At 61.2% G+C, this 18,151-nt stretch carries 17 protein-coding genes and 4 pseudogenes; 16 read left to right on the top strand and 5 right to left on the bottom strand.

Going from position 1 to position 18,151, the window contains the following annotated elements; translation table 11 throughout:
- Positions 1-138 precede the first annotated feature (138 nt).
- Complete coding sequence (locus tag RYZ20_RS01485; protein ID WP_317670104.1) at positions 139-648, top strand: DUF1097 domain-containing protein; 510 nt, start codon at positions 139-141, stop codon at positions 646-648.
- A 60-nt stretch (positions 649-708) separates the two neighbouring features.
- On the opposite strand, the gene RYZ20_RS01480 is transcribed toward RYZ20_RS01485, so the two are convergent.
- Positions 709-1,824, bottom strand: coding sequence for an anhydro-N-acetylmuramic acid kinase (locus tag RYZ20_RS01480; protein WP_317671290.1), 1,116 nt, complete (start codon positions 1,822-1,824; stop codon positions 709-711).
- Between the two features lie 59 nt (positions 1,825-1,883).
- Between RYZ20_RS01480 and tyrS the strand changes: the two genes are divergently transcribed.
- The gene (tyrS, locus tag RYZ20_RS01475; protein WP_317670103.1) at positions 1,884-3,137 is read left to right on the top strand and encodes a tyrosine--tRNA ligase; all 1,254 of its coding nucleotides are present in this window, start codon (positions 1,884-1,886) and stop codon (positions 3,135-3,137) included.
- Between the two features lie 52 nt (positions 3,138-3,189).
- On the opposite strand, the gene RYZ20_RS01470 is transcribed toward tyrS, so the two are convergent.
- Both RYZ20_RS01470 and RYZ20_RS01465 read right to left on the bottom strand, forming a co-directional pair.
- Positions 3,190-3,777 (bottom strand): peptidylprolyl isomerase, encoded by a 588-nt coding sequence (locus RYZ20_RS01470; protein WP_317670102.1) that lies wholly within the window; start codon positions 3,775-3,777, stop codon positions 3,190-3,192.
- The gene (locus tag RYZ20_RS01465; RefSeq protein ID WP_317670101.1) at positions 3,770-4,276 is read right to left on the bottom strand and encodes a peptidylprolyl isomerase; all 507 of its coding nucleotides are present in this window, start codon (positions 4,274-4,276) and stop codon (positions 3,770-3,772) included. The genes RYZ20_RS01470 and RYZ20_RS01465 overlap by 8 nt, the downstream gene beginning before the upstream one ends.
- Positions 4,277-4,444: 168 nt before the next feature.
- On the opposite strand from RYZ20_RS01465, the gene RYZ20_RS01460 reads away from it, so the two are divergent.
- The 6 genes from RYZ20_RS01460 to RYZ20_RS01435 all read left to right on the top strand — a co-directional run bounded on the left by RYZ20_RS01460 (position 4,445) and on the right by RYZ20_RS01435 (position 10,955).
- A complete protein-coding gene (locus RYZ20_RS01460) occupies positions 4,445-5,638 on the top strand; it encodes a phosphoglycerate kinase (protein ID WP_317670100.1) in 1,194 nt (397 codons plus the stop codon).
- Positions 5,639-5,777: 139 nt separating this feature from the next.
- Positions 5,778-6,671, top strand: a complete 894-nt coding sequence (locus RYZ20_RS01455; RefSeq protein WP_317671288.1) for a fructose bisphosphate aldolase — start codon at positions 5,778-5,780, stop codon at positions 6,669-6,671.
- A gap of 162 nt (positions 6,672-6,833) precedes the next feature.
- Positions 6,834-7,127 (top strand): FtsB family cell division protein, encoded by a 294-nt coding sequence (locus RYZ20_RS01450; RefSeq protein WP_317670099.1) that lies wholly within the window; start codon positions 6,834-6,836, stop codon positions 7,125-7,127.
- Between the two features lie 148 nt (positions 7,128-7,275).
- Complete coding sequence (gene pdhA, locus RYZ20_RS01445) at positions 7,276-8,286, top strand: pyruvate dehydrogenase (acetyl-transferring) E1 component subunit alpha (protein WP_317670098.1); 1,011 nt, start codon at positions 7,276-7,278, stop codon at positions 8,284-8,286.
- A 16-nt stretch (positions 8,287-8,302) separates the two neighbouring features.
- The gene (locus tag RYZ20_RS01440) at positions 8,303-9,661 is read left to right on the top strand and encodes a pyruvate dehydrogenase complex E1 component subunit beta (protein ID WP_317670097.1); all 1,359 of its coding nucleotides are present in this window, start codon (positions 8,303-8,305) and stop codon (positions 9,659-9,661) included.
- A 13-nt stretch (positions 9,662-9,674) separates the two neighbouring features.
- The gene (locus tag RYZ20_RS01435) at positions 9,675-10,955 is read left to right on the top strand and encodes a pyruvate dehydrogenase complex dihydrolipoamide acetyltransferase (RefSeq protein ID WP_317670096.1); all 1,281 of its coding nucleotides are present in this window, start codon (positions 9,675-9,677) and stop codon (positions 10,953-10,955) included.
- 116 nt (positions 10,956-11,071) lie between these two features.
- Here RYZ20_RS01435 and RYZ20_RS01430 read toward each other — a convergent pair whose 3' ends face one another.
- Positions 11,072-11,596: an ankyrin repeat domain-containing protein gene (locus RYZ20_RS01430; RefSeq protein WP_317670095.1), complete on the bottom strand. Its 525-nt coding sequence runs from the start codon at positions 11,594-11,596 to the stop codon at positions 11,072-11,074.
- A 195-nt stretch (positions 11,597-11,791) separates the two neighbouring features.
- Here RYZ20_RS01430 and RYZ20_RS01425 point away from each other — a divergent pair, with 195 nt between their 5' ends.
- From RYZ20_RS01425 to RYZ20_RS15840, 8 genes and pseudogenes are all read left to right on the top strand, one after another.
- Positions 11,792-12,625 carry an arsenate reductase/protein-tyrosine-phosphatase family protein gene (locus RYZ20_RS01425; RefSeq protein WP_317670094.1) on the top strand — a complete coding sequence of 278 codons (834 nt, stop codon included), beginning with the start codon at positions 11,792-11,794 and terminating at the stop codon, positions 12,623-12,625.
- Positions 12,626-12,665: 40 nt separating this feature from the next.
- A complete protein-coding gene (gene arsB, locus RYZ20_RS01420) occupies positions 12,666-13,685 on the top strand; it encodes an ACR3 family arsenite efflux transporter (protein ID WP_317670093.1) in 1,020 nt (339 codons plus the stop codon).
- Positions 13,682-13,836 (top strand): annotated as a pseudogene (locus RYZ20_RS15905) (thioredoxin domain-containing protein); the annotation flags it as partial. The gene arsB and the pseudogene RYZ20_RS15905, both read left to right, overlap by 4 nt.
- A pseudogene (locus tag RYZ20_RS01410) lies at positions 13,834-14,064 on the top strand (arsenical resistance protein ArsH); the annotation flags it as partial. The pseudogenes RYZ20_RS15905 and RYZ20_RS01410, both read left to right, overlap by 3 nt.
- A gap of 58 nt (positions 14,065-14,122) precedes the next feature.
- Positions 14,123-14,425, top strand: coding sequence for an ArsR/SmtB family transcription factor (locus RYZ20_RS01405; RefSeq protein WP_317670092.1), 303 nt, complete (start codon positions 14,123-14,125; stop codon positions 14,423-14,425).
- The gene (locus RYZ20_RS01400) at positions 14,422-15,612 is read left to right on the top strand and encodes an MFS transporter (protein ID WP_317670091.1); all 1,191 of its coding nucleotides are present in this window, start codon (positions 14,422-14,424) and stop codon (positions 15,610-15,612) included. Before RYZ20_RS01405 ends, RYZ20_RS01400 begins: the two co-directional genes overlap by 4 nt.
- Before the next feature lie 109 nt (positions 15,613-15,721).
- Positions 15,722-15,862, top strand: a pseudogene (locus tag RYZ20_RS15900) (transposase); the annotation flags it as partial.
- Positions 15,863-15,868: 6 nt separating this feature from the next.
- Positions 15,869-16,274: pseudogene (locus tag RYZ20_RS15840) on the top strand (IS5/IS1182 family transposase); the annotation flags it as partial.
- Positions 16,275-16,402: 128 nt separating this feature from the next.
- Here RYZ20_RS15840 and RYZ20_RS01385 read toward each other — a convergent pair.
- Positions 16,403-18,070: a U32 family peptidase gene (locus tag RYZ20_RS01385; RefSeq protein ID WP_317670089.1), complete on the bottom strand. Its 1,668-nt coding sequence runs from the start codon at positions 18,068-18,070 to the stop codon at positions 16,403-16,405.
- Positions 18,071-18,151 lie beyond the last annotated feature (81 nt).

Below are 18,151 nucleotides of genomic sequence, written 5' to 3'. Positions count from 1 at the left end.
TTCATGCCGCATCTGCATCTGCGCCCAAAGTCGGGTCGGTCGTAAGACGCGACCCACCTTGGTCCCGATAGGCGCGCGCACGCCTGCCGCCTACCCTCCTGCGCAGCGCCGCAACGAGCGCATATAAGGGAGGGAAACATGAACCTGATTACCGCATTGGCGATTTCCATCGGCACTTTGGCCGCGCTCGCCACCTATCTTTGCCTTGGAACGGGGCTTGGCCTGCAGGTTTGGGCCTTGTTCATCGGCTGGGGCGCCTATTACCACACCGGCGGCAGCGCCGAGAGCCTGACGAAATGCGCCATCAACCACGCCTGGGGTGCCGTCGTGGCGACCATTGCGCTTTTCGTTGTCGCAACCGTTGGCGGCTCGGTCGCGGTGACTTCGGTTATCGTTGGCGTCTCGGTCGTGGGGCTGGTGCTTGGCGCGCATATCCCGCTTCTGGCGACGATCCCCGCCGCCGTTTACGGCTACGCCTCGACTGCGGCCTTCTGCCTGCTGACCGGCGTCGCCATCGGCGATCTGGCCGCATCGGTGCCCGCTGCCGGCATGGTTCTGGCCTCGCTGATCGTGGGCAACGTCTTCGGGTTTGCCTCGGAGAAAGGCGCGGGCGTGCTGACCAGGCCGCAAAAAACCGCCGAAGCCTAAGGCCCAGGCTTCCGGCCCGAACCTCTTGCTACCCTGTTTGGGCCGGAACCGCCCGGGCGCCTAGTCCGGGCGGGAGACCTGCCCGCCGCCGACTTGCGCCGCCACCCCCGTGGTCATCGGCCCCGAGGTCGGCAAGCCGCGCACCACACGCGCCGCCAGATGGGCGAAGGCCTGCGCCTCAAGCATATCCCCATCCAGCCCAAGATCCTCGACCGGCGCGACCTCGCAGGGCAGCCGCCGAGCCAGTTCAACCATCAGCGCCGCATTCAGCCGCCCGCCGCCCGCAACATAAACCGCCTGCGGAGGGTACGGGAAATGCTCGGCCCCGCGCGCCACCGAGGCCGCCGCAAACGCCGTCAGCACCGCCGCCGCATCGGCATCGCCCATCCCTGCCACCCACTCCATGACCGCGTGAAAATCATTCCTGTCCAGTGACTTGGGCGGCATTTTAAAGAAATACGGATGATCCAGAAAGCGCGAGACCAGCGCCTCGTCCACCCTCCCTTTTTCCGCCAGCTTGCCGCCCTCGTCATGCGACTTACCGCGCCGCACCTGCATCAGGTCATTCACCGGCGCATTGGCGGGACCAGTGTCAAACGCCAGAATCGCGCCCTCAGTGTCGGGACCGGGCAGCGCGGGATCAAGCCAGGTCACATTCCCCACGCCGCCAAGGTTCAGAAACACCACCGGATCGGAAAGACCCGCATATTTCGCGCAGGCAAAATGGAAATAGGGCGCAAGCGGCGCGCCCTGCCCACCCAGTTCAACGTCGGACGAGCGGAAATCCCACACCACCGGCACCCCCAAATAGGCCGCCAGCACCGCGCCATTCCCCGCCTGATGCGTGCCCCGCCCGCGCGGATCATGCGCAAGGGTCTGCCCGTGAAAGCCAATGTATTCGGGGCGGAAATCGGGGTGATCCGCGATCATGCGGGACAGCAGCTCGGCATGGGCGGCCTCGATAACCTCGGCCGCCTCGTCAACGCCCGCCTCGCCCGGCCAACGCCCAAGGGCTGCGCGCAAGACCGCCCGCTCACCCTCGTCATAGGCGCGATAGCCCACCGGCCCGAACCCTTCGATCCGGTGCCCGTCGGTCAGCACAAACGCCGCATCCACCCCGTCCAGCGAGGTTCCCGACATCGTTCCCAGCACCCATTGAGATTTGCGCATCGTCATGGCTTCCCCTTGCCCTGCCTGACCGATATAGACATGGGCGACAAGAAGGGACAAGCACGATGACCTACCATCCGAAATCAGACTTCATGCGCGTGATGATCGAGCGGGGCTTTCTGGCCGACTGCACCGACTATCAGGGGCTGGACGAGGCTTTGGCCAAAGGCACCGTGCCCGCCTATATCGGCTTTGACGCGACGGCGAAGTCGCTTCATGTCGGCTCGCTGATCCAGATCATGATGCTGCGCTGGCTGCAAAAGACCGGCCACCAGCCGATTACGCTCATGGGAGGCGGCACCACGAAGGTGGGTGACCCCTCGTTCCGTTCGGACGAACGCCCGCTTCTGGGACCGGAACAAATCGACGCGAATATCGCGGGCATCAAGCAGGTCTTCGCGAAATACCTTGATTACACCACCGAGGCGCCGAACAAGGCGCTGATGCTGAACAATGCCGAATGGCTGGACGGGCTGAACTACCTTGATTTCCTGCGCGATATCGGGCGGCATTTCAGCGTCAACCGGATGCTGTCGTTCGAAAGCGTAAAATCGCGCCTTGATCGCGAGCAATCGCTCAGCTTCCTTGAATTCAACTATATGATTTTGCAGGCCTATGACTTCCTGGAGCTGAACCGCCGCTACGGCTGTCTGTTGCAGATGGGCGGCTCGGACCAGTGGGGCAATATCGTCAACGGTATCGATCTGACGCGCCGTGTGCTTGACCACGAGATTTACGGCCTGACCTCGCCTTTGCTGACCACCTCGGACGGCAAGAAGATGGGCAAGTCGCAAAACGGCGCGGTGTGGCTGAACGAAGATATGCTCTCGGCCTATGAGTTCTGGCAGTTCTGGCGCAATACGACCGACGCCGATGTTGGCCGGTTCCTCAAGCTTTACACCGAGATGCCGCTGGATGAATGCGAGCGTTTGGGCGCGCTGGAAGGCTCCGAGATCAATGCCGCCAAGATCATCCTCGCCAATGAGGTGACGGCGCTGTGCCACGGGCGCGCCGCCGCCGAGGCCGCCGAGGCCACCGCGCGCGAAGTCTTTGAAAAGGGTGGCGTGGGCGATGACCTGCCAACGCTGAGCCTTGGCGCGGACGAAATCGGTGACGGGATTTCCTTTGCGCAGCTTGTCGTGCGCTCGGGGCTGGCGAAATCGGGCAAGGACGCCAAGCGCCTGATCGGGGAAAACGCGGTCAAGGTGAATGACGAAACCTGCGCCGATGCGGGCCGGATGTTCACCGCCGCAGACCTGTCCCCGCCGCTGAAGCTTAGCGCGGGCAAGAAACGCCACGCTCTGGTGGAACTGGCCTAACAAAAAGGCGCCCCTTGGGGCGCCTTTCCTTTATCCGACAAAGGGTTACCCCTTATTCTTCAACCGTCGCGGAAACGATATAATCGGGGTCATCGCGCACGACACCGTTCATTGCCGACGGGCCTTTCTTGATCTGATCGACCACTTCAAGCCCCTCCAGAACATGCCCGACGATCGTGTATTGGCCGTTCAGATGCGGTGCCGCTTCATACATGATGAAGAACTGCGAGTTGGCCGAATTCGGGTCCATCGCCCGCGCCATCCCGACCATGCCACGCTCGAACGAGCGGGTCGAGAACTCTGCCGGAAGGTCGTCATAATCCGACGCCCCGACACCCGCCATCTGGAGCTGGCCACCATTACGCTTGCCGAACTGCACATCGCCGGTTTGCGCCATGAAGCCCTCGATCACGCGGTGGAATACCACGTCATCATAGGCGCCTTCCTTGGCAAGCTGCACGATCCGCGCGACATGCTTGGGGGCGACGTCGGGCAAAAGGTCGATCACGACCTTGCCCGAGGCGCTCCCGCCGATTTCCAGCGTCAGGTTCGGACCGGCAGTATCCGCAACGCCCGATCCTTCGGCCAAAGCCCCCGTCCCGACCAGCGCAATCAGCGCCGAGGCAACAAACTTACGCATCGGCAGCCACCTTGACCGAGACCATGCGATCGGGGGATTTCGGCGGCTCGCCGCGAACGATTTTGTCGACATGCTCCATCCCCGACACGACGCGACCGTAAACGGTGTATTGGCCGTTCAGGAAGTGGTTGTCCGCGAAGTTGATGAAGAACTGCGAGTTGGCCGAGTTCGGGTTCATCGAGCGCGCCGCGCCAAGCGTGCCGCGATCATGCGGAATGCGCGAGAACTCTGCCGGAAGATCGGGGTATTGCGAGCCGCCCGTGCCAGCGCGGCCCGGGTTGTAATCCTTTTCCATATTGGCGTTTTCCACGTCGCCGGTCTGGGCCATGAAGCCGTCGATGACGCGGTGGAAAGCCACGTTGTCATAGGCGCCATCGCGGGCCAGTTGCTTCATCCGCTCGCAATGCTTGGGCGCGATGTCAGAAAGCAGTTCGATGACCACGGGGCCGTCTTTCAGCTCGATGATGATGGTGTTTTCGGGGTCCTTGATCTCGGACATAGGGTATCCTCCAGATGAATTGCGAGGACATTAGGCAAGACGCGCGGGATTCGAAAGCCGAAAACCCCGATCTGACGTTGACGCCCCCCTCGCATCGGGGCAAGTTTGCGTGAGCTGCGAGGCGGACGGCCCTGCCCTCGTGCGCTGCCAACTTCAGGAGATATGCGAATGGCTTGGAAAACGCTCGACGAGATGGATCTTGCGGGCAAGGTGGTGCTGACCCGTGTCGACATCAACGTGCCCGTCGAAGACGGCAAAGTGACCGACACGACGCGGATCGACAAGATCGTGCCCACCGTGAAGGATATTCTGGCAAAAGGCGGCAGGCCGGTGCTTTTGGCGCATTTCGGCCGCCCGAAGGGCAAGGTCGTGCCCGAGATGAGCCTTGCGCCGCTGGTTCCCGCGCTTGAGGCCGCTTTGGGTGTGTCGGTGAACTTTGCCACCGATTGCATCGGCGGTCCGGCCAAGCAGGCGGTTGCCGCGCTTGGCGAGGGCGAGGTGCTGCTCTTGGAAAACACCCGTTTCCACGCGGGCGAAGAAAAGAACGACGCAGAACTCGCGGCCTCGATGGGGGCGCTTGGCGAGGTCTATGTGAATGACGCGTTTTCGGCGGCGCACCGCGCCCATGCATCGACCGAGGGCATTGCGCATATCCTGCCCGCAGCCGCAGGTCGTCTGATGGAGGCGGAACTCAAGGCGCTTGAGGCCGCACTTGGGGCGCCCGTGCGCCCGGTGACCGCTGTCGTCGGCGGGGCCAAGGTCTCGACCAAGCTGGACCTTCTGGGCAACCTCGTGACCAAGGTCGATAACCTTGTGATCGGTGGCGGCATGGCCAACACCTTCCTTGTGGCGCAGGGCGTGGACGTGGGAAAATCGCTGGCCGAACACGACATGGCCGACACCGCCAAAGAGATTTTGGCCAAGGCCGATGCGGCGGGCTGCAAGATCGTGCTGCCCTCGGACGTGGTTGTCGCGCGCGAGTTCAAGGCGAATGCCGCAAACGAAACCGTTGCGGCGGATGCCTGCCCGTCGGATGCGATGATTCTGGACGCTGGTCCCGAGGCCGTGGCCGAGATCGCGCGCACCTTCGAGGCGTCGAAAACGCTGATCTGGAACGGCCCGCTCGGGGCTTTCGAGATCGCGCCCTTTGATACGGCCACCAATGCCGCCGCCGCCAAAGCAGCCGATCTGACCGAGGCGGGCAAGCTGACCTCGGTCGCAGGCGGAGGTGACACGGTCGCGGCGCTCAACAAGGCGGGCGCAAGCGCGAAATTCACCTATATCTCGACCGCCGGGGGCGCCTTCCTTGAGTGGATGGAGGGCAAAACCCTTCCCGGCGTCGCGGCGCTTGAGAAAAACTGATGCATGGGCGGCCTTTGGGCCGCCTTTTTCCTTTGCCCTGTTAGCGTTACCGCAATTGAACGCCTGCGCGCGAACGGCTATCGGGGGGAAGAGCGGGCCGAAAACGCCCATGACCCAAGACAGTTTCGAGGATCATTCCATGTCGAACGCCAAACAGACCGAACAGATGCAAAAAGGCGCCGGTTTCATTGCCGCCCTTGACCAGTCGGGCGGCTCGACGCCGAAAGCTCTGCGCCTTTATGGCATAGACGAGAGCGCCTATTCGAACGAGGTCGAGATGTTCGACCTGATTCACCAGATGCGCGCGCGGATCATCAAATCCCCCGCCTTCACTGGTGATAAGGTCGTTGGCGCGATCCTGTTCGAACAGACGATGGACCGCGAGATCGACGGCACCCCCACCGCGACCTACCTTTGGGAAACCCGCGGCGTTGTGCCCTTCCTGAAAATCGACAAGGGGCTTGAGGCCGAGGTCAACGGCTGCCAGTTGATGAAACCGATGCCCGAGCTGGACGCTCTGCTTGCACGCGCGGCTAAGGCTGGCATCTTCGGCACCAAAGAGCGTTCGGTCATCTCGGCAGCGAATGCAGACGGGATCAAGGCGGTTGTGGCCCAGCAGTTCGAGGTTGGCGCACAGGTTCTGTCGCATGGCCTCGTGCCGATCATCGAACCCGAGGTGACAATCTCGATCACCGACAAGGCCGAAGCCGAGGCACTTCTGCGCGATGCGATCCTTGCCGCACTGGATACTGTTCCGGCGGATAAGCAAGTGATGCTCAAGCTCTCGCTGCCGAGCGAGGCGAATTTCTACAAGCCCCTCGTGGACCATCCGCGCGTGATGAAGGTTGTGGCTCTTTCGGGCGGGTATTCGCGCGACGACGCCAACGCGATGCTGGCCCAGAACTCCGGCATGATCGCGTCGTTCTCGCGCGCTCTGACCGAAGGGCTGTCGGCACAACAAACCGATGCAGAATTCGATGCGATGCTCGGCTCGGCCATCGACAGCATCCACGCAGCCTCGATCGCGGGCTGATCCGCCCTGCCCTGAACTTTGAACGCCCGCGCCGAACCCGCGCGGGCGTTTTATCAAAAGAAATCGGCCAGATAGCCCTTTTCGGGGATTCACATTTCGAATCACCTGTGGCATGATTCATGCTAGACGCCCGCAAGAGGCGCAAAGGCAGGACAGACAGGCATGCGCAAACGGCCCCAATTCGGACCGCTGGTTTTTTTCTCACTGGCACTCGTGCTGTGCGGATATTTCGCCTTCGCGGCGATCCAAGGATCTTACGGGATTTTCCGCCGCGTCCAGATCGACGCCGAGATCGAAACCCTCGCGGCCGAGCGCGACGCCCTGCGTGCAGAGGTCGAGAAAATGGCCAATCTGACGCATCGCCTCTCGGACAGCTACCTCGACCTCGATCTTCTGGACGAGCGCGCACGCGACGTTCTGGGCACGCTGCGTTCTGACGAAATCGTTATCCGCTAAGCCCCGCGCCACCGCCGCAGCCAGCCGCCCGATGGGCGGCTTTCGTCGTTTCACACGCTGCGGAAACCTTTGGATTGCAAGAAAACGCGTGATGCGCTATTAGATGGTTTAACGTTGAACTATCTGGCCAGACCGGGAGGGCGCCACCATGGCTGCACGGAAGGGAGAAGCGGCGAAATCGACCGCAAAACCCAATGTTTCAAAGGAAGAACTGCTTTCCTATTATCGCGACATGCTGCTGATCCGCCGCTTTGAAGAGAAGGCAGGGCAGCTTTACGGCATGGGGCTGATCGGGGGGTTCTGCCACCTGTATATCGGTCAGGAAGCCGTTGTGGTGGGCCTTGAAGCCGCAGCCGAGGAAGGCGACAAGCGCATCACCTCGTATCGTGACCACGGGCATATGCTTGCCTGCGGCATGGACGCCAAGGGCGTGATGGCAGAACTGACCGGCCGCGAGGGGGGCTACTCTAAGGGCAAGGGCGGCTCGATGCATATGTTCTCGAAAGAGAAGCATTTCTACGGTGGTCACGGCATCGTCGGCGCGCAGGTTCCGCTTGGTGCGGGCCTCGCCTTCGCAGACAAGTATAACGAGAACGGCCGCGTGACCTTTGCCTATTTCGGCGATGGCGCCGCCAACCAGGGCCAGGTCTACGAGACCTTCAACATGGCCGCGCTTTGGAAGCTGCCGGTGATCTTCGTGATCGAGAACAACCAGTATGCAATGGGCACCGCGCAGCGTCGCTCGACCTCGACCCCCGATCTGTATACGCGCGGCGAAGCCTTTGGCATCAAAGGCGAGGTTGTTGACGGGATGGACGTTCTGGCCGTCAAGGCCGCCAGCGAACGCGCCGTGGCCCAGTGCCGCGCGGGCGATGGCCCCTATATTCTTGAGGTCAAAACCTACCGTTACCGTGGCCACTCGATGTCGGACCCGGCGAAATACCGCACCCGCGAAGAAGTGCAGAAGATGCGCGACGAGCGTGACGCGATCGAACACGTCCGCGAGCTTCTGCTGACCGGAAAGCACGCGACCGAAGACGACCTCAAGGCCATCGACAAAGAGATCAAGGCCATTGTGAACGAAGCCGCCGAATATTCGAAAGAGAGCCCCGAGCCCGCGCTTGAAGAGCTCTGGACCGACATTTACGCAGACGCCTGAGGGGGAGACAAAACAGATGGCTACCGAAATTCTCATGCCCGCCCTCTCCCCCACGATGGAAGAAGGCACGCTGGCGAAATGGCTGAAAAAAGAAGGTGATACGGTCTCGGCCGGTGACATCATCGCGGAAATCGAAACCGATAAGGCGACGATGGAATTCGAAGCTGTGGACGAAGGCGTCCTTGGCAAGATCCTGATCGCCGAAGGCACCGCCGGTGTGAAAGTGAACACCCCGATCGCTGTTCTGGTGGAAGAGGGCGAAAGCGCCGATAGCGTGGCTGCGGCCCCTGCGGCAACAGCGGCCCCCGAAGCCCCGGCAGCCGCTCCGGCAGTCGCGGCGGCACCCGCCGCAGCCCCCGTTGATCGCTCACCCGACTGGCCCGAAGGCACCGAGATGAAAACCATGACCGTGCGCGAGGCTCTGCGCGAGGCCATGGCCGAAGAGATGCGCTCCACCCCCGAGGTCTACCTGATGGGGGAAGAGGTTGGCGAATACCAGGGCGCCTATAAAATCTCGCAAGGGCTTTTGGATGAATTCGGCGAGAAGCGCGTGATCGACACCCCGATCACCGAGCACGGCTTTGCCGGTATCGCCGTGGGGTCTGCCTTTGGTGGTCTCAAGCCCATCGTCGAGTTCATGACCTTCAACTTCGCGATGCAGGCGATCGACCACATCATCAACTCTGCCGCCAAGACGCTTTATATGTCGGGCGGCCAGATGGGATGCCCGATTGTGTTCCGTGGCGCGAACGGCGCGGCAGCCCGCGTGGGTGCGCAGCACTCGCAAGACTACGCTGCATGGTATGCGCAAATTCCGGGCCTCAAGGTCGTGCAGCCCTATTCTGCTGCTGACTGCAAGGGTCTGCTGAAAACCGCGATCCGCGATCCGAACCCGGTGATCTTCCTTGAGAACGAAATCCTTTACGGTCGCTCGTTCGAGGTTCCGGTTCTGGACGATTTTACCATTCCGTTCGGCAAGGCCCGTATCTGGCGCGAAGGCTCGGATGTGACGATTGTCTCCTTCGGGATCGGCATGGCACACGCGCTTGAAGCGGCAGACAAGCTTGCCGCCGAGGGGATTTCGGCCGAGGTCATCGACCTGCGCACCCTACGCCCCATCGACTATGACACGGTTCTGGCCTCGGTGATGAAGACCAACCGCTGTGTCACCGTCGAAGAGGGGTTCCCCGTTGCCTCGATCGGGAACCATCTGAGCGCGGTCATCATGGAGCGCGCCTTTGACTACCTCGACGCGCCGGTCATCAACTGCACGGGCAAAGATGTGCCGATGCCCTACGCGGCCAACCTTGAAAAGCTCGCGCTGATTACCTCGGACGAGGTGGTCGCCGCGGTCAAGCAAGTCACCTATCGTTAAGGGAGAACGTCTTATGGCAACCGAAATTCTGATGCCCGCGCTCTCGCCCACGATGGAAGAGGGCACGCTGGCCAAGTGGCTGGTAAAAGAGGGCGATACCGTCAACTCGGGCGACATCATTGCTGAAATCGAGACCGACAAAGCGACGATGGAGTTCGAAGCGGTGGACGAAGGCGTGATCGGCAAAATCCTGATCGCCGAGGGCACCTCGGGCGTGAAGGTCAACACCGCAATCGCCGTGCTGCTCGAAGAGGGCGAGGACGCTTCGGCGGCGGTGACGCCCGCTGTCGCTCCGGCTGCGGCGCCCAAAGCCGAAGCGGCGGCCCCTGCCCCCGCACCGTCCGCAGCCCCTGCACCGGCAGCGCCCAAAGCCGCTGGTGGAGAGCGTATTTTCGCCTCGCCGCTCGCGCGTCGCATCGCCGCTGAAAAAGGGCTTGATCTGGCGGGCATCGCTGGCTCTGGCCCGAAAGGCCGCATCGTCAAAGCGGATGTCGAGGGTAAGACCGCAAGCGCCGCTCCTGCCCCCGCAGCTGCCGCGAAAGCAGCCCCCGCACCCGCGACCGGCCCCTCGGCCGATATGGTTGCGCGCATGTATGAGGGCCGCACCTACGAGGAAGTCACCCTCGACGGGATGCGCAAGACGATTGCCGCGCGCCTGACCGAGGCCAAACAGACGATCCCGCACTTCTACCTGCGCCGCGAGGTTTCGCTCGACAACCTGCTCGCCTTCCGCGCGCAGTTGAACAGCCAGCTCGAAGGGCGTGGCGTCAAGCTTTCGGTCAACGACTTCATCATCAAGGCCTGCGCACTGGCGCTGCAACAGGTGCCGGACGCCAACGCCGTCTGGGCGGGCGACCGTGTGCTCAAGATGAAGGCCTCGGACGTGGCCGTTGCCGTGGCCATCGAGGGCGGGCTGTTTACGCCGGTTCTGAAGGACTCCGAGGCGAAGTCGCTTTCCGCGCTGTCGAACGAGATGAAAGATCTCGCCAAACGCGCCCGCGACCGCAAGCTGGCCCCGCATGAATACCAAGGCGGCAGCTTCGCGATTTCGAACCTCGGCATGTTCGGCATCGACAATTTCGACGCCATCGTGAACCCGCCGCATGCCGGTATTCTGGCTGTGGGCGCTGGCGTGAAAAAGCCTGTGGTCAAGGCCGATGGCTCGGTCGGCGTGGCGACGATGATGTCGATGACCATGTCGGTCGATCACCGCGTCATCGACGGCGCGCTTGGCGCGCAGCTTCTGGCGGCGATCGTCGAGAACCTCGAAAACCCGATCGCGATGCTGGCCTGACCGGCCGAATTGCAGCAGAAAAACAACCGCCCCGCAGATGTCCTGTGGGGCGGTTGTTTTACAAGGAATTTGTTGATGGAGACGGACCTATTCTACGGATAAACCGACGTCAGTTTTCAATCCGATGCGAAGCGGGCAATATACTCCGCAGACTGTATGTGACCAAACTTGCGGGCCTCTTCCTCGGCCGTAGCATCATCATCACACAGGGTCGTAATGCTGCGATCTGCACCTGCGACCAACAGCATATGCATTGATCTTTCATCATCATTTAGCGCAGCCAAATGCAGAGGCGTCCAACCATTGATGCCCCTTTCGTTGATATCAGCACCGGAAGCAATCAACGCCCCCAAAATTTGATACTTTTCCTCACTGTCCCGGTTGTCGATGCAGGCGAGAACAGGCGGATATCCATCCGTGGACTCAGGCCGCAGATTTACGCCTTTCTCGATCATCCAATTTACCACCGAAACGCGCCCACAATATATGGCCCGCACTATCCAAGGTGTACCGAAGTATCCATCCCAGTGTTGCGGAAAACTATCTACAACCTGAGATGCGAATTCGAGCTGTTCCAGATCACCCGCGGAAAGCCATTCTCCAATCTCGAGCATCTCTTTATAGGCGGGGTCGTCGGTCATCTTATATCCGTGATCGAACCAGTCTTTCCTAGCCAATGTCAGACCTCCCACCAAAATGAACTCACAAAATTTAGCCTATTTTGCCATAGCGTTTTCTGAAGCTCTACCCCTCGCCCATAGCGCCGCCTCCACGGGAGCCGTCCGTTACAAAACCTTCACTTGGCGGGCGTCACATTATTTATTATTCCATGAAATATGGAAAAAGAGATTCCCGACCAGTTGTCCACCCTCGGCCACCCGCAGCGACTCGCGATTTTCCAGCTGCTGATGCGCCGCTACCCCGATCGCGTTCCGGCCGGGGAGATCGCTTCGGCGCTCTGCGTCAAGTCGAGCACCATGTCCACCTACCTGTCCGCACTGACGCGGGACCAATTGGTGGACCAGCAGCGGGCGGGCACGTCGCTTCTCTACTCGATCAACATGACCACTGTGCAACGGCTGTTCGGTTATCTGTTCAGCGACTGCTGCCGTGGCCGTCCCGACATCTGCATGCCTTTCAGCACAGGAACCACCCCCATGTCTGACCGCAAATACAACGTTCTCTTCATCTGCGTAGGCAATTCCGCGCGGTCTATTTTTGCCGAGTCGATCCTGCGCAAGGCTGCGGGCGACCGGTTCGAGGCTTACTCGGCGGGAACCCGCCCCGGATCGCAGCTCAACCCCTTCGCGGTGCAGGTCCTGCACGACAAGGGGCATGACGTTTCCGTCCTGCACTCGAAGGGCGCGTCCGAGTTTTCCCGCCCCGACGCGCCGCATTTCGACTTCGTCTTCACGGTCTGCGATCAGGCCGCGAATGAGGAATGCCCCGCTTGGGAGGGGCAACCGGTCAGTGGTCATTGGGGTATGTCGGACCCGGTTAAGGTTGAAGGCTCCAATGCGGAAAAGGCGCTGGCCTTCCAACAGGCTTACGGGGCACTCAAGCACCGGATCGATGCCTTTGTCGCCTTGCCGATCGACACCCTGAACCGCATCGCACTGCAACAAGCCGTCGATGACATCGGCCGCATCAGCCCCGAGACACTGGCATGACCTCGGGGCGCCTGACCGATCAGACAAACGAGGCGACTACATGAGTATTTTCGAACGCTACCTGACCGTCTGGGTCGGGCTGGCAATGATTGCCGGCGTCCTGATCGGCCAGAGCGCACCCTGGCTGGTGCAGGCCATTGCTGCGACCGAGGTCGCGAGCGTGAACCTCGTCGTGGCGGTACTGATCTGGGCCATGGTCTACCCGATGATGGTCGGCGTGGACTTCGGCGCGGTGGCCGGTGTCGCGCGCCAGCCAAAGGGGCTCCTGGTGACGCTGGCGGTGAACTGGCTGATCAAGCCCTTCACCATGGCGCTTCTTGCCGTTCTGTTCTTCGACCATGTCTTCGCGCCGCTGATCTCACCCGAGGATGCCGCTCAATATACGGCAGGGCTGATCCTGCTGGGCGCAGCGCCCTGCACGGCGATGGTCTTCGTCTGGTCGCAACTTACCAAGGGCGATGCCACCTACACGCTGGTGCAGGTCTCGGTGAATGATCTGGTCATGGTCGTGGCCTTCGCGCCGATCGTGGTCTTTCTTCTGGGCGTGACGGACCTCTCAGTGCCCTGGGAAACGCTGGTGCTGGCCACCATACTCTATGTCGTCCTGCCGCTCGCAGCCGGTCTGATCACCCGCCGCAAGCTTGGTTCCAAAGCGGCGATCGATGCGTTCTCGGCCCGCGTGAAGCCTTGGTCCGTGGTCGGATTGATCGCAACCGTCGCCATCCTCTTCGGGCTTCAGGGGGAAACGATCCTCGCCAAGCCGACGGTGATCCTGCTGATCGCGGTGCCGATCATCATTCAGAGCTACGGCATCTTCGCCCTGGCCTACGGGGCGGCCTTCGCTCTCAAGGTGCCGCACCGGATCGCCGCGCCCTGCGCCCTGATCGGGACGTCGAATTTCTTCGAGCTGGCGGTTGCCGTTGCCATCTCGCTTTTCGGCCTGAACTCCGGCGCGGCGCTGGCCACGGTGGTCGGCGTCTTGGTCGAGGTGCCCGTCATGCTGTCGCTCGTGGCCTTCGCCAACCGCACCCGCGCGCACTTTCCCGCCTCTGCGGCATGAGCATCGCCATCCCTCACAATCCGGACTGGGCACATCCCGCAATGTCCTGGCATTTTTTCGGGCGACAGGCGAAGAGCCGGTCGTCATCGAATATCTGAAAGAAGGTTGGACGCGCCCTCAACTCCTGGCGCCATTCGCTGCGGCAGGGCTGCTCGCCATTCCGAACCAGTCCTCGGTTGCCAAGGCTTGGAACGAATTCGAAGAGAACGGGCGGATGAAACCCTCGCCCTATTACGACCGCATCGTCGACGTGATGGAAGAGCTGGTGAAGTTCACCCTTCTGACGCGCGACATCCGCAATCATCTGGTCGACCGCTATTCCGAGCAGAAAGAAAGTCATCCCGAACTGTCGGCACAGGTGAACCCCAAGACAATCTAATGCGACGGTGGCAGAAATAGATGTTGACGCCCATGAGATTTGGCGCGCATCTATTTCCATGAACATCGAAACAGCTTCCTGCCAACTCCACGCCCTCGGCAACGCGACACGTCTGCGCATCTACCGGACACTCGTGCACGCCGGGGACAGCGGCGCTCCGGTTGGTCGCGTGCAGGACACTCTTGGGCTTCCGGCATCGACCCTGTCGCATCATCTGAAAAAGCTGCTTGATGTCGGTCTGATCCGCCAGGAGCGCAGCGGTAACACGCTCCACTGCCACGCCGAATATCCTGCGATGAAGGCATTGGTGGGTTTCCTGGTCGACGAGTGCTGCACGGATGAGGACGCATCAGGCAAATGACTCTGTCACGCGCAAAAGTCGTGTCATCGCTCGGGACCGTCCAGATTTTTACCTGGGGCAGCAGCTATTACTTGCTGGCACCTCTGGCTGGTAAGATCGCAGAAGATACCGGATGGGGTCATGCCCTGATTTCTGCCGGGGTATCGGTTGCCTTGCTCATGTCAGGCTTGGCCGCCCCAAAAGTTGGCCACTGGATCGGCCAGAGCAGCGGAAGAGCGGCCCTCAGCCTCGGTTGCGCCCTCATGGCCATTGGTCTGTTCCTTCTCAGCATCGCGCACGCCCCTTGGGTCTATCTGCTCGCCTGGAGCATCCTCGGTTTCGGGATGGCTGCCGGGCTCTACGACGCCGCCTTCTCCGTCCTGGGTGCAGCCTATGGACGTGATGCGCGATCGGCGATCACGCAACTGACCCTCTGGGGCGGCTTTGCCAGCACCGTTTGCTGGCCGCTTTCGGCTTGGCTGGTCGAAAGCATCGGTTGGCGCTCAACTTGTCTGGTCTATGCTGGCATCCACATCTTCGGAACACTGCCCCTTTGCTGGTGGGCCTTGCCGCACGCTTCCGCGGCGCACACAGCAAGGGCGGATGAACCGGTGCGGCAATCGGAAGTTGGCGTTCGCCGTGCTGATATCAGGTTCCTCTGTATCGTCATCGCAGGCGTCACGCTGACTCTTCTTACGACCATCTGGTCCATTCACATGGTGACGATCCTGACGACCGGGGGCTACACCACGGTCGCAGCGATCGCGGTTGGGACTCTGATCGGGCCATCCCAAGTCGGTGCCCGCGTCGTCGAAATGATGGGAGGGGGCCGACATCACCCGCTATGGACCATGCTTGCAGCGACCATGCTCGTTTTCGTCGGCTTCCTGGGCCTGCAGATGGGATTTCCGGCTGCCGCCGCTCTCGTCGCATACGGGGCCGGAAATGGACTCTGGTCCATCGCGCGCGGCGCTCTTCCTCTCGCGCTTTACGGTCCAGAGCAATATGCGGCACTGATGGGGCGTTTGGCGCGTCCGATGCTGTTGGCTGGCGCAGCCGCCCCGACGCTTGGGGCATTGCTCATTGACAAGGTTGGTGCCGAAACGACGATGGCCCTGCTTGCCGTAACTGCCATCCTCCCATTCTCGATGGCGCTGTTGATCCATGTGGACTTGATGCGGAAGCGGCGTATCGGAGAATTCCTATAGCGGATGCTCGACGCAATCGGTCCTATGTCGCAGGAGTTAAAAATGCCGCGGATGCTAAAAGCTCTGGGCCGAGGCAGGAACCGTAACCGGCGCTGTTTTCGAGTTCTCGCTGGAGGATCGCCACCTGCTGCGATCCATTGACCGTTTTGTCGAGTTGAGCAGTGTCCGTGCCCACCTTGTTGATTTCTACAGTCACACCGGCCGCCCATCGGTCGATCCCGAGTTGCTGATCCGAATGCTTCTGGTCGGATAGGCGGACTTCGCGTGGGATGCAGAAAACGATCAATACATCAGCCCCGAAAGACACGAGCTGAAGCAGTTCCGCCGGAACTATTCCGCCCCGAACCGAGGGCCGACGGGCAAGGGCATCGCAAAATATCGTTGCCTGAAGCTCACCTGCCAAGTCTGCCCCGCAAAGTCACGCTGCTGCCCGCCAGGTCGCCCGCGACATCGCCAAGACCAGGCAATACGTCATCTCAATGCGCCTGCGCAAAAAGGTCGAGATGCTCTTTGCTCACCCCCAACGCATCCTCGGCCTCAGCCTCCTCCGATTACGTGGCCCATGCGGTGCAAATGATGAATTTCTGCTTGCCGCAACCGCCCAAAACCTCCGCAAACTGGCCAAGATCTTTCCAGCACCGCAGCAAACGCGAAAAGCGTGACAGGAAAGACGCTTACGCCAAATTCAGAACAGCTGTTTCTGCGCTCGCAAACACGCGTTTTCAACAGGATTGGTGGGAAGCTGCCATTATTCTATCAGCCCTTACCCTCCGATCTCGCGTTCATCACCCTACCCCTTCGCGCCGATCTCGCGCATGTCGCGGTCGTGCATCAGGATCTCGCCGTGTTTTCTTTGGCTTAGAAGCTCGCGCGCTTTGGCGTATTCGGGGTCGTTCCAGAACATCAGGCAGCCGTTGCAGCCGCGCCCGCAGCAGCCTTCGACGCCCTTGCGCGAGGTGCGCCCGCGGGTTTCCATCGCCTCGGTGCCAATCGCCTCTTGCAGCTGTTCGACCTGACGGCGGTAGGCGGTTTCGCGGCCCGCTTCGCCCATCTCGATCTTCTGCGCGGTGCGGTCCAGCTTAAGCCGGCGCCATTCGTCCTCGGCCAGCATCGCCTCTTTGCGCACGATGGTGAAGGGCGGGAAGGCGCGCTTCACGGCCTCGGGGTCTTCGCGATCAAAGGCCGAATAGGGAATGAAAATCTTGTCGCCCCGGCTGCCGAAAACGCTTTCATGCGCTTCTTCAGGTTTGCCATCAAGATAGAATTCATAAAGCCGCAGCAGCACCGGTTCGGCGTTCGGATCGGGCGGCAGGAACTCCATCACATCGCCCGCATCCATCCGGTTTTTGAGCGCCAGAACCATGCCGTCGTCGCGGGTTTCCGAGATCACGCCCGCAAATTCCCACGGCGCGATGGCCTTGGTGTGGTCGTAGTTATGGGCGAAGTTCTGCAAGCGCCCCTCGTGGAAGGCGATAGTGTAGCCGCGGTTCGACACGGCATCCAGTTCACGCAAATACGGCTCGGCCGACCAGTTTTCCGGATCGCGATACCATGCATCAATCGCGCGCCGATAGGCCCGCGCCACCGTCGCCACATAGAACGGGCTTTTGTTTCGCCCCTCGACCTTGAGGCTATCGACCCCGATCCGCAGCAGATCGGCCAGCTTCGGCATCAGACACATATCCTTGGAGTTCAGGATATACGAGCCGCGCGCGTCTTCCTCGATCGGCATCAGCTCGCCGGGTCGGGCGCCCTCTTCGAGCACAAATTCAAAGAGTTCAAGGTTTTCTTCGGTCAGCGGCAGTTCCTTGATCGTGCCGTCCTTGAGGCGCATGTGCACCTTGTATTGCCAGCGGCACGAGTTGGCGCAGTTGCCCTGGTTCGCACCGCGCTCGGCCATGAAATTGGACAGCAGGCAGCGCCCCGAATAGGTCATGCACATCGCGCCATGCACAAAGCTCTCAAGCCGAATGTCCGGGCAATGCTCGCGGATTTCGGCCATCTCGGCGAAGGTCACTTCGCGCGCCAGAACAACCAGCTCGGCACCCTGATCCTTCCAGTAGTCCACCGTCAGCCACGAGCAGACATTCGCCTGCGTCGAGATATGCAGGTTCAGCTCGGGCGCGTGCTTGCGCAGGAAGTTAAAGACGCCGGGGTCAGCCACGATCACACCATCGGGGCGGATGTCGCGCAGCGTTTCAACGTAGTCCGCCAGCTTCGCGATGTCCTTGTTATGGGTGAACAGGTTCAGCGTCAGATAGACGCGCACGCCATGCGCATGGGCGAATGTGATGCCCTTTTTCACATCTTCTAGCGAGAACTTGGACTTGGTGCGCAGCGACATATCGGGCGTGCCAAGATAGACCGCATCCGCCCCGTAAAGCACCGCGACCTTGAGCCGTTCAAGCGAGCCCGCCGGCATCAGCAATTCGGATTTGCGCGTGATCTGGTCTTTCATGGCAGCCCCCTTCGCGCCGCGCATGGGCGGCATTTCCTGTTCGCCCGCGCGCCATACACCATTGACGCGCCTGCGTCCAAT

Source organism: Pseudothioclava alba (assembly GCF_033100795.1).
GTDB lineage: Bacteria > Pseudomonadota > Alphaproteobacteria > Rhodobacterales > Rhodobacteraceae > Pseudothioclava.
Note: the sequence above shows the minus strand (reverse complement) of the source record. Positions and strands in the feature narration are given on the sequence as shown.

Bases quoted from the DNA above. Each gene is read 5' to 3' on its own strand.
- RYZ20_RS01425 (WP_317670094.1), top strand. From the start codon at position 11,792: ATGGAAAAAGAGATTCCCGACCAGTTGTCCACCCTCGGCCACCCGCAG.
- RYZ20_RS01435 (WP_317670096.1), top strand. From the start codon at position 9,675: ATGGCAACCGAAATTCTGATGCCCGCGCTCTCGCCCACGATGGAAGAG.
- RYZ20_RS01455 (WP_317671288.1), top strand. From the start codon at position 5,778: ATGTCGAACGCCAAACAGACCGAACAGATGCAAAAAGGCGCCGGTTTC.
- tyrS (WP_317670103.1), top strand. From the start codon at position 1,884: ATGACCTACCATCCGAAATCAGACTTCATGCGCGTGATGATCGAGCGG.
- RYZ20_RS01400 (WP_317670091.1), top strand. From the start codon at position 14,422: ATGACTCTGTCACGCGCAAAAGTCGTGTCATCGCTCGGGACCGTCCAG.
- RYZ20_RS01465 (WP_317670101.1), bottom strand. From the start codon at position 4,276: ATGTCCGAGATCAAGGACCCCGAAAACACCATCATCATCGAGCTGAAA.
- RYZ20_RS01470 (WP_317670102.1), bottom strand. From the start codon at position 3,777: ATGCGTAAGTTTGTTGCCTCGGCGCTGATTGCGCTGGTCGGGACGGGG.
- RYZ20_RS01405 (WP_317670092.1), top strand. From the start codon at position 14,123: ATGAACATCGAAACAGCTTCCTGCCAACTCCACGCCCTCGGCAACGCG.
- RYZ20_RS01385 (WP_317670089.1), bottom strand. From the start codon at position 18,070: ATGAAAGACCAGATCACGCGCAAATCCGAATTGCTGATGCCGGCGGGC.
- RYZ20_RS01440 (WP_317670097.1), top strand. From the start codon at position 8,303: ATGGCTACCGAAATTCTCATGCCCGCCCTCTCCCCCACGATGGAAGAA.
- RYZ20_RS01450 (WP_317670099.1), top strand. From the start codon at position 6,834: ATGCGCAAACGGCCCCAATTCGGACCGCTGGTTTTTTTCTCACTGGCA.
- RYZ20_RS01485 (WP_317670104.1), top strand. From the start codon at position 139: ATGAACCTGATTACCGCATTGGCGATTTCCATCGGCACTTTGGCCGCG.
- arsB (WP_317670093.1), top strand. From the start codon at position 12,666: ATGAGTATTTTCGAACGCTACCTGACCGTCTGGGTCGGGCTGGCAATG.
- pdhA (WP_317670098.1), top strand. From the start codon at position 7,276: ATGGCTGCACGGAAGGGAGAAGCGGCGAAATCGACCGCAAAACCCAAT.
- RYZ20_RS01460 (WP_317670100.1), top strand. From the start codon at position 4,445: ATGGCTTGGAAAACGCTCGACGAGATGGATCTTGCGGGCAAGGTGGTG.
- RYZ20_RS01480 (WP_317671290.1), bottom strand. From the start codon at position 1,824: ATGACGATGCGCAAATCTCAATGGGTGCTGGGAACGATGTCGGGAACC.
- RYZ20_RS01430 (WP_317670095.1), bottom strand. From the start codon at position 11,596: ATGACCGACGACCCCGCCTATAAAGAGATGCTCGAGATTGGAGAATGG.